Origin of the sequence: Pseudoruegeria sp. SK021, from assembly GCF_002119405.1 — a bacterium.
Taxonomy (GTDB): domain Bacteria; phylum Pseudomonadota; class Alphaproteobacteria; order Rhodobacterales; family Rhodobacteraceae; genus Meridianimarinicoccus.
On record NZ_MTBG01000024.1, the window covers coordinates 40,412 to 55,807 of the forward strand.

10 protein-coding genes are annotated in these 15,396 nt (G+C 59.7%); 4 read left to right on the top strand and 6 right to left on the bottom strand.

Features of this window, described 5'->3' with window-relative positions:
- Position 1 precedes the first annotated feature (1 nt).
- A complete protein-coding gene (locus BV911_RS13805; protein ID WP_086054209.1) occupies positions 2–1,711 on the top strand; it encodes a thiamine pyrophosphate-binding protein in 1,710 nt (569 codons plus the stop codon).
- Between the two features lie 120 nt (positions 1,712–1,831).
- On the opposite strand, the gene BV911_RS13810 is transcribed toward BV911_RS13805, so the two are convergent.
- From BV911_RS13810 to BV911_RS13825, 4 genes are all read right to left on the bottom strand, one after another.
- Entirely contained in the window at positions 1,832–2,338 is a 507-nt protein-coding gene (locus BV911_RS13810) for a hypothetical protein (protein WP_086054210.1), read from the bottom strand.
- An 11-nt stretch (positions 2,339–2,349) separates the two neighbouring features.
- On the bottom strand, positions 2,350–3,369 hold the full coding sequence (locus BV911_RS13815; RefSeq protein ID WP_086054211.1) for a YHYH protein: 1,020 nt from the start codon (positions 3,367–3,369) through the stop codon (positions 2,350–2,352).
- A complete protein-coding gene (locus tag BV911_RS13820; RefSeq protein ID WP_168184082.1) occupies positions 3,366–3,887 on the bottom strand; it encodes a MarR family winged helix-turn-helix transcriptional regulator in 522 nt (173 codons plus the stop codon). The genes BV911_RS13815 and BV911_RS13820 overlap by 4 nt, the downstream gene beginning before the upstream one ends.
- A gap of 199 nt (positions 3,888–4,086) precedes the next feature.
- Positions 4,087–5,589: an arylsulfatase gene (locus BV911_RS13825; RefSeq protein WP_086054213.1), complete on the bottom strand. Its 1,503-nt coding sequence runs from the start codon at positions 5,587–5,589 to the stop codon at positions 4,087–4,089.
- Between the two features lie 602 nt (positions 5,590–6,191).
- On the opposite strand from BV911_RS13825, the gene BV911_RS13830 reads away from it, so the two are divergent.
- Positions 6,192–7,124 carry an AraC family transcriptional regulator gene (locus BV911_RS13830; protein WP_139840092.1) on the top strand — a complete coding sequence of 311 codons (933 nt, stop codon included), beginning with the start codon at positions 6,192–6,194 and terminating at the stop codon, positions 7,122–7,124.
- 77 nt (positions 7,125–7,201) lie between these two features.
- Here the strand turns inward: BV911_RS13830 and BV911_RS13835 are convergent, their stop codons facing one another.
- Positions 7,202–8,083, bottom strand: coding sequence for a LysR family transcriptional regulator (locus tag BV911_RS13835; RefSeq protein WP_086054215.1), 882 nt, complete (start codon positions 8,081–8,083; stop codon positions 7,202–7,204).
- A 119-nt stretch (positions 8,084–8,202) separates the two neighbouring features.
- Here BV911_RS13835 and BV911_RS13840 point away from each other — a divergent pair, with 119 nt between their 5' ends.
- Together BV911_RS13840 and BV911_RS13845 are read left to right on the top strand one after the other, a co-directional pair.
- Positions 8,203–13,608 (top strand): LamG-like jellyroll fold domain-containing protein, encoded by a 5,406-nt coding sequence (locus BV911_RS13840; protein WP_168184083.1) that lies wholly within the window; start codon positions 8,203–8,205, stop codon positions 13,606–13,608.
- 70 nt (positions 13,609–13,678) lie between these two features.
- Complete coding sequence (locus tag BV911_RS13845; RefSeq protein ID WP_086054217.1) at positions 13,679–14,215, top strand: VPLPA-CTERM sorting domain-containing protein; 537 nt, start codon at positions 13,679–13,681, stop codon at positions 14,213–14,215.
- Between the two features lie 85 nt (positions 14,216–14,300).
- Here the strand turns inward: BV911_RS13845 and BV911_RS13850 are convergent, their stop codons facing one another.
- Positions 14,301–14,921: a hypothetical protein gene (locus BV911_RS13850; RefSeq protein ID WP_139840093.1), complete on the bottom strand. Its 621-nt coding sequence runs from the start codon at positions 14,919–14,921 to the stop codon at positions 14,301–14,303.
- Positions 14,922–15,396 lie beyond the last annotated feature (475 nt).

The window sequence follows — 15,396 nt, forward strand, 5'->3', positions numbered from 1 at the left end:
GATGACCCATCATTCCATCGCCGATCCGGCCACGTCGACCCCCTCTGCCGCAGCGTCCCGCCATGGGGGGAAAATCCTGATTGATGCGCTGAAGGCGCAAGGGGTCGAGCGGGTATTCTGCGTCCCGGGCGAAAGCTATCTGGCCGCGCTGGATGGGCTTTACGATTCCGATATCGAGACGGTCGTCACCCGGAATGAGGGCGGCGCGGCGATGATGGCCGAAGCCGATGGCAAGCTGACCGGACGCCCCGGCATTGCCTTTGTGACCCGCGGCCCCGGCGCCACCAACGCCTCAGGCGGTGTGCATGTGGCGTTTCAGGACAGCACGCCGATGATCTTGTTCATTGGACAGGTGGCCAGTGATCAGCGCGACCGCGAAGCCTTTCAAGAGGTCGATTACCGCGCCATGTTCGGCCCCTTGGCGAAATGGGTCGGAGAAATTGATCGTCTGGACCGGCTGCCCGAATATGTCAGCCATGCTTTCCACATTGCCCAATCCGGTCGGCCCGGACCAGTGGTTCTGGCACTGCCCGAAGACATGCTGTCCTCGCACAGCGACGCGGCCGTGGTCCCAGCGGCGAACCTGCCGTCAGGACAAGCCCCGGACAGCGATGTGACCGCGGTGCTGGACCGGTTGGCTGCCGCCGAACGACCCTTGGTGATCGTGGGCGGATCGGGCTGGTCGACCGAAGCCGCGACGGCGCTTGGCGATTTCGCCACGGCCGCAAACCTTCCCGTCGGCGCATCGTTCCGGTGTCAGGATTTTCTCGACAACCGTCATGCCTGTTACGTTGGCGACATTGGCATTGGCATCAACCCGGCGCTGGCCGAACGGGTGCGCAATGCGGATGTCATCCTCGCCCTTGGCACCCGCCTTGGTGAAATGACCACCAGCGGCTATACCCTGCTGACCCCGCCGGTTTCCAAGCAATCGCTGATCCATGTCTACCCCGACCCCTCTGAGCTTGGCCGGGTCTACCGGCCCGATCTGGCGGTGGTGGCCCAGCCGGGTGCCTTCATTCAGCAATTGGCAAGCCGGGTTAGCCCGTCGACGAACACGGCACGTGCAACGGCGCTAACCGACGCACGTGCCGCGTATCAGGCCTGGCAAGTGCCGCAAGACACGCCCGGCGATCTGCGCATGGAGCGGGTGATCACCCATCTGAATGACGTCTTGCCTGACGATGCCATCCTGACAAATGGCGCGGGCAATTACTCGGCGTGGCTGCACCGTTATTACCGCTATCGCGGCTGGCGCACCCAACTGGCCCCGACCAGCGGCAGCATGGGCTATGGCCTGCCCGCTGCCATCGCTGCCAAGCTGCGCTTTCCCGAACGTGACAGCATCTGTCTTGCCGGGGATGGCTGCTTTCAGATGGTATCACAGGAATTCGGCGTGGCCTGCGAATATGGCGCCAACATCATTGTGCTGATCTCGAATAACGGCATGTATGGCACGATCCGGATGCATCAACAGCGGCACTATCCCGGGCGGCCCTCTGCAACCCGAATGGTCAACCCGGATTTCGCCGCCCTTGCCCAAGCCTATGGCGCGTTCGGGGCCACGGTCACCCGGGACGAAGATTTCGCCGACGCTTTTGCCGAGGCCCGTGCCGCAGGCCGCCCCGCGATCTTGGAACTTCAGGTGTCCCCAGATGCCTTGTCACCGAAGATGACGCTGGAAGGCTATCAAGCGCCGCAGCCGAAGTAGGTCAGGGGCGCACGATCCAGCAAAAAGTATGCGTTCCGAGCCACGCTTGGGACGCGACCGACCCTTCAGGCGCGACCCACGATGGCAGAGGCCCATGCCTTCAACGGCCAGTTCGGCGCTTTATTCGGCGCGTGTGACCACCACCGTGGATGAAATGACCGCCCCATTGGCCGCCCATTCACTATGGTCATTCGCGTTCAACGTTACAGTCACGGTATTCTCGCCCGGTTTCAGAAAATGGGACGGCAAATGTGACCACTCAGAATAGACCCGCGCGATTTTCACCCCGTTGACGTAGATATGCGCATGGCCTTGATTGTCCTGCGCCGCACGATTGATGGCGGCGGGGGTAAAGTCAAAGTTCCGGGGCAGGATCTGGACGTTATATCCGACCATCGCATCGGGAAACATCAGATGGGTCACGCTAGGAACCGGCGCCTCTGCTGAGACCGGTCGCAAAGGATGCTGATGCATCGGGGACATTTCGGACATCGCCATCGTCCCATCCAATGACCCTGCCTCCATTGCAGGCATCACCGCTGCGCCCATCGGGGTGAAGGCGTAAAGACCAACAGTCAGCACCACGCCCACAGCTCCGCCAATCACGATATAGGTAATTTTCTCCATTCGCGCAGCCTCTACTGCGGCGGTCCGGGCATTGCCGCCCGAAGATCATCCGCATTGATCCCGAGGGTCATGGCGGCGGCGTCGAAATCCGGCGGCATGGAATCGCCCAGTGCCTGCCGCAAATCGTCCGTGCTGACGCCCAGCGTCTCTGCGATGGCGGCAAAATCTGGTCCCATCCCGCCTTGGGGTCCGAAATTTTCGATCTCACCGTGATAGCAGTCGATCATATAGGGCGCTTCGTCGGCGGTCAGGTGGTAATGGTAAATCCCGCCCGGGAACTCTGGCGTGACGCCGAAATGGCCGCTGCACGCGTCCAAATCCGCATTCGTGACGATCGCCCCGCCCTGCCCATGATTGCCGTAGACCGGAAAGCCATCCTCCAGAACGCCGATCATGACAGAATGGGCTGCGTCGCTGTCCAACCCGTCGGTGATGCAAACCGGAACGCCATGGTAATGATAGTTGGTGCCATCGGCCAAAGTATGTCCGTTGCACTGATCCAGAAACGGGACGTGATCATGGATTACCTGATCATCCAGTGCGACGACCGAACGTTCCATATTCTCGTAATCGTTGAAAATCTGGGCGCCGCTCAGCGCGACCCCAATGCGGCCCAGCGATGTATTGGTTACGTCGTCCACATAGATCGGGCGCGTCGTAATGGTCGTATCGACATCAGACTGCTTAAAAAACTCTGCCGAATTGACCACGGTGAACGCACTGGACGGTTTGCCCGCGAACGGCTGCTCATTCGGATTGTTGGGCACAAGATATTGGGCCGCGAACCCGTGCGTCGGCACGCCATCCGATTGAAAGCGGAACGTGTTTGCGGCCTCATCAACCGTGATGGTTACGTTATCGCTCCAGTCAGCGGCGGCCACGGCCGATGCGGTATCGACACTGCCCCCGCTGGCAGCGGCCGTATCCTGCGCATTGGCGGACAGCCGGTCAATGAATGCCGGGGCCGTCAACGCAAGAGCCGCGATCACGACTGAAGCCGCGGCTGTGCCGTATAAACGTGTCTGTGTCATGAGGTGCCTCGTTCGGGTGAGCCGTCAGGGTTCCAGTTGTCGCCATAAGGTTTGTCCGATGCCGGGCCCGAGGTGACCGGGTCGCGGCCCGGAGCGTATCCGCCCAGTCCGTCGCGCAAGGATCGGGTCAAGGCGGCAAGGGTTCGGGCATTTTCAGCCCCGATTGTGTCGTCGATCAGCAGATCAACATCGCGCCATACGGCGTGGATTTCGGACAGCAAGCCCCGGCCATGCGCACTCAGGCGAAGGACATTGCTGCGCGCTTCGGAAGGATGGACTTCGCGTGAGATCAGCCCTGCCTCGATCAAGCGTGCAGTCATCGTACTCATACTTGCGGGCGTGATGTCAAAGGCACGCGCTAGATCCGCCTGCGATGCACTGCCCATGCGGTCCAAGGCATCCAGTATCCGCGCCTGTCGCGGCCGCATGCCAATCGCAGACAGGCTTTGCCGCAGCCGGTCTTCGATCAGGTCGGCCGCGTGCAGCAGAAGATGCATCTGAGATGTGTAGGTGTCCATACTAACAGTTAGTATGCTAACCAATGAGGCAAAGTCAAGCCTCGACGCGGTTGTCGAGCGGTACCGGTGGGCTGCGACCCTCCGAAAACGTGAACCTACGGCTTTGCCGCGCCGCGTCGGGCGTCTGTCACACCGGATCGCGGGGGCCGCCTGCATGGAATGTTCGGCGGCGGAAGGCCGGAATGGATGACTACTGGGTTTAGCCTTTGAAGTCCCGTGCCCCGGCTGGGATGTTCGGGTACTTTTTCACGCTCTCATCGAAGGCACCGATGACATGGAGCATCGGATCAAACAGCCAAGCCATGGTCAGTGTCGTGGTCCACAGGTTGAAATCTTCATGCGGATCGCTGGACAGATCGAAGAACAGCGGCAGCTGCGGCTCGATATAAGCCTGATCGATGGCGTCCAGAGCCGGGCCAGCGGTCATGCGCTTGATCATCTTGTAGTAGCGCCATTTGACCGACATCAGCTCGCCATCGGTACCGAAGAACATATAGTCCTCGCGGCCAGTGGTCTTGCTTTTGCCCAACAGGAAGTCCGCCGCATCCTTGCCGTCGATCGGCCGGTCGGTGGGGACCAGTTTCGACTCGCCAACCAGAGATGCGAGTGTTGGCATCCAATCCACGGCTGCGAACATTTCTTCCGTTACCTGACCTTCGGCAAACTTGCCGGGCCACCGCACGATGGCGGGCACGCGCATGCTGCCTTCAAACGGGGTGTAGAAGAAATCGCCGCGGAACGGACCGTTTGAGCCGCCATTCGCGCCGGCGCCGCCGGAAAGGCCGCCGGTGGCGTTGTCGCTGCTGAAGACCACGATGGTATTGTCTTCAATGCCAGCGTCCTTGATGCCATCCAGCACCTGACCAACCCGGTAGTCCATCTCGGCGATACAGTCGGCATACATCCCACCGCGCTCGGGCGAGGTGCCGACAAAGGCCGGGTTACACTGGATCGGCGGGTGCATTTCCGAGTAGCCCAGATAGACGAAGAACGGCTTTTCGGCCTCTGCCTGTTCTTTGATGAACGCGACTGTCTTCGGAATGAGGTAATCGGCGTCGATGACCGGGCGGATTTTCATGTCCAGATCCATCGCGGGCTTGGACGGCTCACCCTTCTTACCTTCCAACACATGCGGCGGAACGTTCAAAAGCTCGGTCTTCTTTTCCTCGGCGAGGATTTCTTTCGCCAGAAGATTGTACATCGGATAGCTGGTGAAGCCGGACTGGTCCCAGCTGTTTGGGATGCCCCACCATTCGTCAAAGCCCTGATCGTTGGGCAGGCGGCCTTGCTCATTGCCCAAGTGCCACTTGCCGTAAAGCGCGGTGGCGTAACCGGCATCGGACAGCAACTCGGCAATGGTGTATTCCCATGGCACCATTCCCGACGCGCCTCCGGGGGGCGGCAACACCGAATAGGTCCCCGAACGTACCGGATGGCGGCCCGTCATGATGGCCGAGCGCGATGGCGTGCACTGCACTTCGACATTATAGTTCGTAAAGCGGATGCCTTCGCTGGCCAATTCGTCGATCCGCGGCGTTGCCGTGGTTCCGCCGTAAACGCCGAAATCCCCATAGCCGACATTGTCGACAAGGATGAACACGATATTGGGTTTCGCATCCTGCGCCGACGCTGGCAGGGCAACGCCCATCGCTGCCCCGAGCAGGGCGCAGCCCAACGTGTGGTGTATCGCGCGTGGTTTCATCAGTCTTCCTTGTTCATGTTAGTGCGGAATAGGTGCCTGTCGTCCGGCTTGCGGGCGACAGGCGTCGATCTGGTATATGGCACGGATTCTGGCTTTTGGGCGCAACGCAAGCGCAGGTCAACCAATTGCCTAGACGGCCATTTTTCCGGAATTGGGGATATTTTCGCGGCAGCGGGGGTCGGGCGTGCCACAATCCGATGGCGCAAAACGACAGACGAAGCTGCGCCGTGCAGGAAAGGCAGGAACGCAGCGGCACGCATGGAGCCGGGGAAACTTCGGGTCGTCATCTGCCAGTCCCATTGGGGCGAAAATGCTGCGATCTTTGCAGTATGCCCCACTCACGATGCGCCTGCTTGGGTGAATTTACCTCAATCAGACAAGTATCGGCCGCGCGCGGGACACGTTTTGTAGGCCTGCTATCACCAATCCGGTCCGGCCCCCTTTGCTTTGCGCGCCAAAATCGTGAATAGAGCTGACATTGTCGGCCACGACGAACGCTACCCCGGAGAAACGCCATCAAATCCTTCCCCTTGATCCGCGCGGGTTCACTTGCGCCCTTCGTCAAATGGTCACAAGAGAACGGGCGGCCGTTGGAAAACCGTGTGCGTGCGACCCAGCTTTCCTATGTCAGTTGGGATCACCCTGAACTTCCAATTCCTCTGGTCAGCGCGCTGGCCTTCCTTGCCGAAGTCGCAGCGCGGGAAGACTTGCCCGATCTTGGCTGCAAAGTCGTCACGCCAGACAGCGTCGCCGAACTCGGGGTGCTTGGCCGGGCCGCCATGGAGGGTCCTACCGTCCGCGCCGGACTGATGCGGGTCTGCAAAACCTACCCGACCTTTAGCACGCATGAGCGCATTGTGTTGCAGAAAACCCCGCGCGGCGGCCGTCTGCTGGTATCGTATGACATACCGGTCCAGCAGGACGCGTTGCACCTATCGCAACAATATACGGCGGCCTTGGTTCAGCTGTTTTGTCTTGGCGCAGGTGCGCACGACCCGGTGTTTGAACACCTCGAAATTCCGGCCCACCCCCGCTGCGGGATCGACCATTTACGGCCTTGGTTCGGTGATCGAATGACCGCGGCGCGCGGACGCGTTCTGGTCATGCACCTGTCGGACGCGGTGCTGGACCTGCGGGTTCAGCTTCCGGCCGGGATGTCGCCCAACACGCCCGAGGACATCCGCCAACCGCTAAGCGACGCGGGCGGCATGGAACCCATGATCCGTCATCTGATCGGAACCATGCTGTCCGAAGGGGTGCCCACGGCGCGCGATCTGGCGCTGGCCTCGGGATTGTCGCTGCGATCCTTGCAACGATCCTTGTCCATGGCCGGCACCAGTTTCAGCGCGATCCTTGATGCTGCCCGCCGCGATCTGGCCTTGGAGAGGGTCGCGACAGGTCACGGTTCGTTTGAGGAGCTTTCGGTTGAGCTTGGCTATGCCGATACGGCCTGCCTGTCCCGTGCCGTTCGCCGGTGGACGGGAAAAACCCCCGGACAATTGCGACAGGCGGCGCGCTTGGACAGGGGCGACTGACTTGGCGGCAAGGCCCAAGTGCCCCGGACGAAGTGCGCACTGAATGAAAAGCGGCCGATGCCATGACGTCGTTCCACTCAGTCCACCCTTTGGCGCATGGCTTGCGAAATCGCAATGAACGCCGCAATTTCCGGGACATGGCGACGGTCCTGACGAAAGATGACATTCTCCACGAACCCGACGCGGCCATGACCGAACGACACGTCGCGATAGACGATCCGGGGATCGGGCGGGCATTCGGAGCAGGCGAAAAACGACACCCCCATGTTGGCCGCCACCGCTTCGCGGACCACCTCGGCGCCTTCCACTTCGATGATACGGGCCGGGGTCACATTTCCTAAGGACAAGGCCCTTTCGATCAAGGCCCGGGTGCGCGAGCCTTTTTCGCGCATGATCAGTGTTTGGCCCTCGGCGGCGTCCATCGCAAACACGGGCCGCTTGGCCAATGGGCTCCTGGCGGGCAATGCCGCATGCAACTCCTCGCGCTGAATGGGCTGAACGGTCAGCGCACTTCCGATCAGCGGATCAACCGCTATGCCCACATCGGCGCGCATATCCAGCAGCGCCGGAACGACGCCCGCAACGCTGTCTTTACGAATCGTGACGTCCAGATCCGGGTGTGATGTCAACATTTCAGAGACGATCTGCACTGCCAGCAAGGGCGAGTCGCTGACAATGCGCAGGCGTCCGTCCCCGACACGCGGTCGTTTTTTTAACACCGTGTCGACCTCATCGGCGACGGCCATTAGCTTTTTTGTTACATGCAACAGTTCTGTCCCGGCCTCGGTCAGGACAAGGCCGCGGCCGGATTTTTCCACCAAACGGGTGCCGTGACGCTGTTCAAGTGCCTTGATATGTTGCGAGACCGTCGGCTGTGAGACCCCCAACAAGTCGGCAGCGCGGCTGACACTGCCCTCTTGTCCGACAACGGTGAAAGCCCGAATTTGTGCGTAATTCATAGATTTTTCCTATGTTTCACCCCCAGATAAACGATTTGTTCAAACTAATTGTGACTGGCACGTCGGTTTTCAGTGTTTGCGCCGCGCCTTGCGCTGGCCTGTCATTTTTGGGGATGCACATGCCTTTAGAACTTTCCGCTCACGCATTGGGCAAAGCCAGCGACTTCGGGATCGAGGGCATTGACGGGATCGACATTTCGGTGCTGGAATTTGACGCGTTGGCGTCTGATCAATCGGTCCAGCTTTTGCCCGACAGCGACGGCGCGATCCGCGAATGGGCCTTGGTCATGGATGTTTACATGACAGCGCCTGCCAGCGGCTATGCCGGGCTGATCCAAACCGGCACAGGCGACGCGGACCTGTTCTTGAAAACCTCGGGCGGCAGCGCCAGCATTGGCACCAACGGCGCGTATTTTGGCGAACTGCCTTATAATGACTGGGTGCGTCTTGCGATCAGCGTCAATATTGAGGGCGGCGAGACTGTGTTGCGGACCTATGCGAACGGCAGCTTGGTCGGAGAGCATCTATTGGGGGTCACAGACCGCTGGTCGGTGGACCCGGATTTGGGCTTGCGTCTGTTCACCGATAACAATGGCGAAACGGCATCCGGCTATTTGTCTTCGGCGTTCTTCACCGCAGGCGGGCTAAAGGCAGAGGACGTGGCCGACGCATTGGCCGCCGCCCCCATGCCGACGGCAGGGGGGATTTTTCCCGCAGACCCGACCGGAACGTCACTGGAAATCGGGTTCGAGAGCGAGACCATCAATATCCGCTATGGGGCCGGCAGCGCGGCCCTTGAAGGATCAGATTACCGGACCTCGGTCGCCATTGGCGACAGCGCGATCGGCAATGCCGCTGAATTTGGCGCGCCCCTCCCGGATGGAGATGTCCCGGTTCTGAAGTTCGCGGCCTTTGACGACGAAGAAGGCATCCATCTTGACCTGCCGATCGGATCGGAAGATCTGACAAATTTCACCATGGTCTGGGACATCAATACCGCCGCAGATGGTGGGTATCAGGCTTTGTTGCAGATCGGGGCCGACAACAGCTCGGATGCGGACCTGTTCATCAAGGGCAGCAGCGGTATTGGCATCAGCAGCACCTATTCCGGCACCGTTCCATCAAACGAGTGGGCCCGCATCGCGATCACGGTCAGTGATCAAGGCAACGGCACCTCGACGCTGGCCAAGTTTATCGATGGTGACCTAGTGGGCACGCAGTCAGTGCCCACCAGCCGGTTCACCTTGGATGCCGCCACCGGCTTTAAAATCCTGACTGACAATGATGGCGAAACCGCGCCGGGCTATTTGGCGCATTTCGGCCTGCAAACCCGCGCGTTGTCCGCGTCAGAAATCGCAGATCTGGGCACGGTCGATGCTGACGGGCCGTTCGCGCAAATCGCAGGCACCGCGCAGATCGGGTTCTCCGGCTACACCCCGACAGTTGAATTTGGCTTCGGCGGGGTCGAGGTGATCGACGCATCGACGGCAGCGCCCGACGCGGGCACACTGACGGGCATTCGCGACATGCTGGTCACCAGCAACGATGCGCCCTTCATCGTCGATCTGGCCAGTGTGTTCGGTGATGGCGCGCATGATTTCACGGTCACCAATTCCAATGGCGATGCGGTCGATGCGTCCATCGAAGACGGCGTTCTGACCTTGGCATTCAGTGCACTTGGCTTGTCGGATTTGGTCATCACCGCCACCAACGCCGCTGGAGACGCGGTTGAAGACAATGTCCGGGTCCGGGTTGCCGGCGAAGGTGCGTATACGATTGCCATCTTGCCCGACACCCAAGATTACACCTCGAACCCCGGGATCGAGCATACATTTGGCGGGATGACCCAATGGTTGGCCGACAATGCCGCCAGCAAGGGCATCAACTTTGTCGCCAATGTCGGCGATGTCAGCCAGTGGTCCTCGACCAGCCAGTTCGATACGGCCAGCGCGGCCTATGACATTCTGCGCCAAGCCGGTGTCAGCTTTTCGGTGGTGCAAGGCAATCACGACATCGTCAACAGCGCCGGTGACATCCGCAACACATCCAACTTCAACGATGCGTTCTCAATTTCTTATATGTCCCAAGATCCGTCCTTCGGCGGCGTCTATGATCAGGAACCCGACCGCTACGACAACAACTATCATTTGTGGACGGCAGCGGACGGCACCGAATGGATCGCGCTCAATCTGGAATTCGGCCCCCGGGATGATGTTCTGCGATGGGCCGACGAGGTTTTGACCGAATTCGGCGACCGCAAAGCCATGGTGATGACCCATAGCTACAACAACTTCAACGGCCGCCACGACCCGCTTGGCGGACCGCTGGAAGGCGAAGGCGCCGGGTATGACTACTGGCTCCGTGACGACCCCGAAGGCACGTGGGATGGCGAGGAAATCTGGCGCGAGGTGATCTCGTCGCACGCCAATGTTCTGTTCGCCTTTGGCGGTCACATCTTCGGCGACGGCGCAGAAACCGTGGTGTCCTATAACGACTACGGCCTGCCGGTGTACCAGTTCTTGCTGAACTATCAGAACGGCGTCGCCCTTGAGACGAATGAGGGCGGCAATGGCGGCAATGGCGCGGTGCGCTTGGTCACCATCGATCCTGAAAACGACGCGATTTATACCGAGACCTACTTCACCGAACTGGACGAATATCTGGTCGGATCGCGCGGCAGCAGTGAGCAAAGCCGTGATGGCCTGACGGGCGATTATGTCGGGCATCAGGAAGAATTCCATGACGCCAATCTCGGCGACCGCCAAGCGCTGGCCGAAGCAGATGCGGGTGCAGACACGGTCGTCCGCGCCGCGCCGGGGCAAGATGTGGCCACGGTTCACCTGTCGGCAGAAAAGACCACCAACCCGCAGGATGATATCGTCTCTTATACTTGGACCAATGAGGACGACGAGGTTATCGCCACTGGCGAGACCGCCGATGTCGATTTGGGCGCAGGGGTCCATGATCTGACCTTGACGGTCACGACCTCGGCCGGGGTTGTTCATTCAGACGACGTTCGGGTGATCGTCGAGACAGACAAAGTCTATCTGGTTGAAACCTTTAACGATGGCATCGCCGATGGCTGGGTCGAAGCCTCCACCGATGCGCAAGTTCAGAAAGTCGCCTTTGGCACCGATGCCAGCTATGGCTTGCCCGCCATTGGCAGCGGCGACACCCCGGTGATGAAACTGGGTGCGCTGAATGGCGACGAAGGTATTTTGGTCCAGCCCGATATGACCGGCGCCGTCGGCAGTTACACGCTGGCCTTCGATCTTTATCTGCCCTCGGGTCAGGGGGCTTGGACCGGGCTGTTGCAGACAAGCGTCACCAATTCCGACGATGGTGAATTTTTCCTGAGGGATAAGGGTGGCAGTGCCGGGATTGGCATTTCCGGCAACTATCAGGGCAACATTCCCTATGACACTTGGAACCGGATTGTTCTGACCGTCGATATCGACGCCGACGACAAACAGGTGGTGAACAAATATCTCAACGGCAGCCTGATCGGCACCCAGACCCTTCAGGCCAACGCCTCCGAAGGCACCCGCTGGACCCTTGACGCCGACACCGGGTTCCTGCTGTTCACCGATGAAAACAACGAAACCAACGACCTGTTCGTGTCGGCCTTTGCCTTCACGCCCGAGGCTTTGGATGCTGGAACAGTGGCCGCAATGGGCGGCGTCACGACGAGCGGACCCCTGTCCGGAACACAGGCTGCGGGCGCAATCCAGTTGTCCTTTGACGGGGCGGTAGACACAATAAGTCTGGGGTCTGGCGCGGTCAGCGAACTGGACTTGTCCGAAGACAGCAGCACCGGCGACTTCTTCGTCAAAGGCAGCGCGCGGGTGGAAGACGGCACGGTTGAAAACCCGCAGGGCGCGTTCTTTGACATGTCGAACAACGCCGACAATCTGGTCCTGAAGGCGGGCGAAGACTGGGACGATCTGACCCTCGAAGTCACCATGCGGTCGATGGATGACGATACTATGGGGGTCGTGTTCAACTACACCGACAGTACGACCCATTATCTGCTGACCTTTGACAACCAGACCAACACGAGGCAGTTGCTGCGGGTCGAAGGCGGTGACACAACGGTTCTGGCCTACGAGGCTGGTGGCTACACGTTCAACGATACGCAGGATCTGAAGGTCACCAATGTCGGCGGGCGGATCACGGCAACGCTGGATGGCGTCGCATTGTTTGGCGGCGCAGTGATCGACGCGGCCCCGCTGACCGGCGGAACCATCGGGCTGTATTCGTCCCAGCAGCACAGCTCGATCTTCGATGATGTGGTGGTGCGGGCCCCCGAACTGACCGCCGATGCCGGGCGCGATATGCTGGTCATTGACTGGGACGGCGACGGGCAGGAACAGGTGACGCTGAACGGCGCGGCCTCGATCTTGCCCATTGGCAGCGCGGAGGCCACGTGGACTGGCACCGGTACCACGGCCACGGGGCTTCTGGCTGCGGCCACTGTCACCTCTGGGCGCAACATGTTCACGCTGAACCTTGATGGCTCTGCGCAAGACACGCTGGCGGTCAACCTAGCCACCGGCGATCGCCTGATTGCAGCGGATCAATTCGAAGATGGCACCCATGACGGCTGGACCATCATCGACACCACCGAAATCGGTGGCCCGGCGAATTGGCAGGTGATCGACGGTGCCCTGACCGAAACCTCTGGCGCCTATAGCCGCGAGTTGACATGGAACGGTGCCAGTGCCGCCGATGTCTGGGACCGGGGCTGGTCGCCGCTGGGCGACGGCACCTATGCCTTGCACAAAGGCAGCTACGCCCTGTGGGAAGGCAACACCAACCTGACCGACTATGTCGTCACCGCCGACATCACCGCCCCGACAGGCGCGGTCGGTATGATGCTGAACTACGTCGATGAGAACAATTACTATAAGTTGGAAATTGATGCGCGGGTCGGCCTGTTCACCTTTGTCGAAGTCGTCGACAACTATGAATCCATGCTGTCGCGCGGGGCGATGACCTATACGCCCGGAGACACCTTTACCCTGCAATCAACCCTTGTGGACGGAAAGTTTTCGGCGACCATCGATGGCCATGACCTGATGGTCTATGACATCGACGCCCAGAAAATCGACAGTGGCGCCGCCGGTGTCTGGTCGTGGGGGGCCGCCGGTGCCAGCTTCGACAACATCTCAATTGTTGATCTCTCGACCGATTTCCAAACAGAGATTCACGGCAGCGCCGGCAATGACCAACTGGTCGGCACTGCTGGCGACGATCTGATTGTGCTCGGCGGTGGCCGAATGGATCGTGCCGAGGGCGGCAGCGGCGCCGATACGTTCGATTTCAGCGCGGCGATTGGCAATGGTGCCCGCGACATGGCGCGGATCACCGATTTCGAGGCAGGCTTGGACCAGATCGATCTTGGCGACGCAGCGATCAACCGCGTTCAGGAAACCTCGCACAGCGTGATGCTCTGGGTTGGCGACGACAATGACCAGATCATCGTGACCGGCATCGACAATTTTGACGACCTGATCTTCGTCTAATCGCGCGTCAGGCCGGGCGGATGCATCGCCCGGCCCGTTCTTTCACGCTTCAACAAAAAGACATTCTGACATGTTCCAGACATCCGTCCCTGCCATCTGCACCGCACTTGTCCTAGCAAGCTTCGCACCGGCACAGGCCGCCACGATCACCGACGACGCCGCAGAGGTCGTTTTGTATGCGGGTGACATTCTCGCAGAATCTTATGCCCCGACCTCGGACATCCCGGACTTTAACCCGGTCTATGCGCTGCTGAGCGGCGGCGTGTCGGGATTCGATCCAGCCTTCGTTTTCAGCCTCGACGACGACACTGGCGAAGCATTGTACGGGGAAAGCAACACCTATGTCTTTGACGGCACGGATACGTTGCAGTTCACCTTCGATGTCACCGGATCGGCCGCGGCGCTGTTCGGAGATGTGATCTTGGTTGAATTTTTGTTCGCGGGTGCGATCTCGGACCCGTTTGGTGCGGCAACGGATATCTTCACAACCGCCGCAATGCGCATTTCGCCGGTTGCGGTTGCGGCTGTGCCGCTGCCTGCCGGGTTGCCGTTGCTGGCCTCGGCATTGGCGGGCGCGGCGTTTCTGCGCCGCAGAAGAAGCCGTTAATACGGCTTCCTCATTTGGAAAAGGCCTGCAAACAGGTCCGGCATCTGAATTGTTTTAAGGACAATCCAGACGCCGGATCGCGCCCTCAGGCCTTTTTGGCCACGCGCTTGCGTGCGACTGTCGCACCAAGCCCAAGCACGGACCCGAGCAGAAGCGCGGTGGCTGGCAGCGGCACAGGGGCCGGTGTGTCTTCCGGGAACGGCAGGCCCGCGTTGCCTTGGGCACTGATGTTGTAGTTCAATGCGCCATGCGTGAAGTACAGCCCCAGGTTCAGAACGCCCGCGAACGACTCGTCCAAATTCAAGACAAGGTTGGCGACCGACGGGGTGCTCACATCAATTTGCGCGGTCCCAAGAAGATTGCCGGCCCAACCATGCGGGAAAGCTGTCTCACTGTGGTAGACAGAGACACCAGATGAAGTGGAGTCAACGATGTCGCCCACGTTTGTAAAACTTAGGGTAAGGGTCTGCGCGCCCGGCTTCAGGGATGAGAAGGTCAGAAAGTCAGGCACGTTCTGACTGCCCGTTCCGCTGATTTGATCGAAACCCGCACCAATTATGCTGGGCGATCCAAAACTATGGGAAAACGATCCGCCGGGGTAATCGGATTCTGCCAAGGTCGCGGCGCTGGCACCGCCAACGGACGCTGCAAGCAGCGCGGCGGCGACGGCGATCGGCGCCATGGCACTAAAATTACGAATAGACATAGTGGAAGAACCTTTTGTTAGCGCCCCTGCGGGACGCTCAATACGTGACGATAACTGAGGCCCCCATTGGCACCTCGCTTCAATTTGGAAAGGCATTTTAAATGTTCAATGACTTTCCAATCCTGATTTAGGAAAGCCTTGTGAATTTGTAAGATGACCTCGGGAAACAATCAAAATAACGTTACGTTATTTGGGTAAATTTTAGGAACAATGCGGCAATGGCGCAATGATCGGAACGTCAAGACGCGCGAAGGTTGATTTTCCGCGTCGTTCTCATCGGGGCAATATCATGCAAAAGCGGGTCGAAAACCCTTCTAATTCGGCCTTTCAACACGTCAAAACTCGTCAGAGATATGGGCGAAAGTTGGTGACGCCTGATCAGGCGGCTGTTTGAAGTTGGCGGAGTCCGTCGCGGAACTCAATCCCCTGGATGATTTCAGGCATTCGATTTTGACCGTCGAGTTTGCGCCATTTC

What these genes read in the sequence shown, in the direction of transcription:
- BV911_RS13810 (WP_086054210.1), bottom strand. Translation starts at nt 2,338, where the DNA reads ATGGAGAAAATTACCTATATCGTGATTGGCGGAGCTGTGGGCGTGGTG.
- BV911_RS13840 (WP_168184083.1), top strand. Translation starts at nt 8,203, where the DNA reads ATGCCTTTAGAACTTTCCGCTCACGCATTGGGCAAAGCCAGCGACTTC.
- BV911_RS13815 (WP_086054211.1), bottom strand. Translation starts at nt 3,369, where the DNA reads ATGACACAGACACGTTTATACGGCACAGCCGCGGCTTCAGTCGTGATC.
- BV911_RS13805 (WP_086054209.1), top strand. Translation starts at nt 2, where the DNA reads ATGACCCATCATTCCATCGCCGATCCGGCCACGTCGACCCCCTCTGCC.
- BV911_RS13820 (WP_168184082.1), bottom strand. Translation starts at nt 3,887, where the DNA reads ATGGACACCTACACATCTCAGATGCATCTTCTGCTGCACGCGGCCGAC.
- BV911_RS13835 (WP_086054215.1), bottom strand. Translation starts at nt 8,083, where the DNA reads ATGAATTACGCACAAATTCGGGCTTTCACCGTTGTCGGACAAGAGGGC.
- BV911_RS13825 (WP_086054213.1), bottom strand. Translation starts at nt 5,589, where the DNA reads ATGAAACCACGCGCGATACACCACACGTTGGGCTGCGCCCTGCTCGGG.
- BV911_RS13845 (WP_086054217.1), top strand. Translation starts at nt 13,679, where the DNA reads ATGTTCCAGACATCCGTCCCTGCCATCTGCACCGCACTTGTCCTAGCA.
- BV911_RS13850 (WP_139840093.1), bottom strand. Translation starts at nt 14,921, where the DNA reads ATGTCTATTCGTAATTTTAGTGCCATGGCGCCGATCGCCGTCGCCGCC.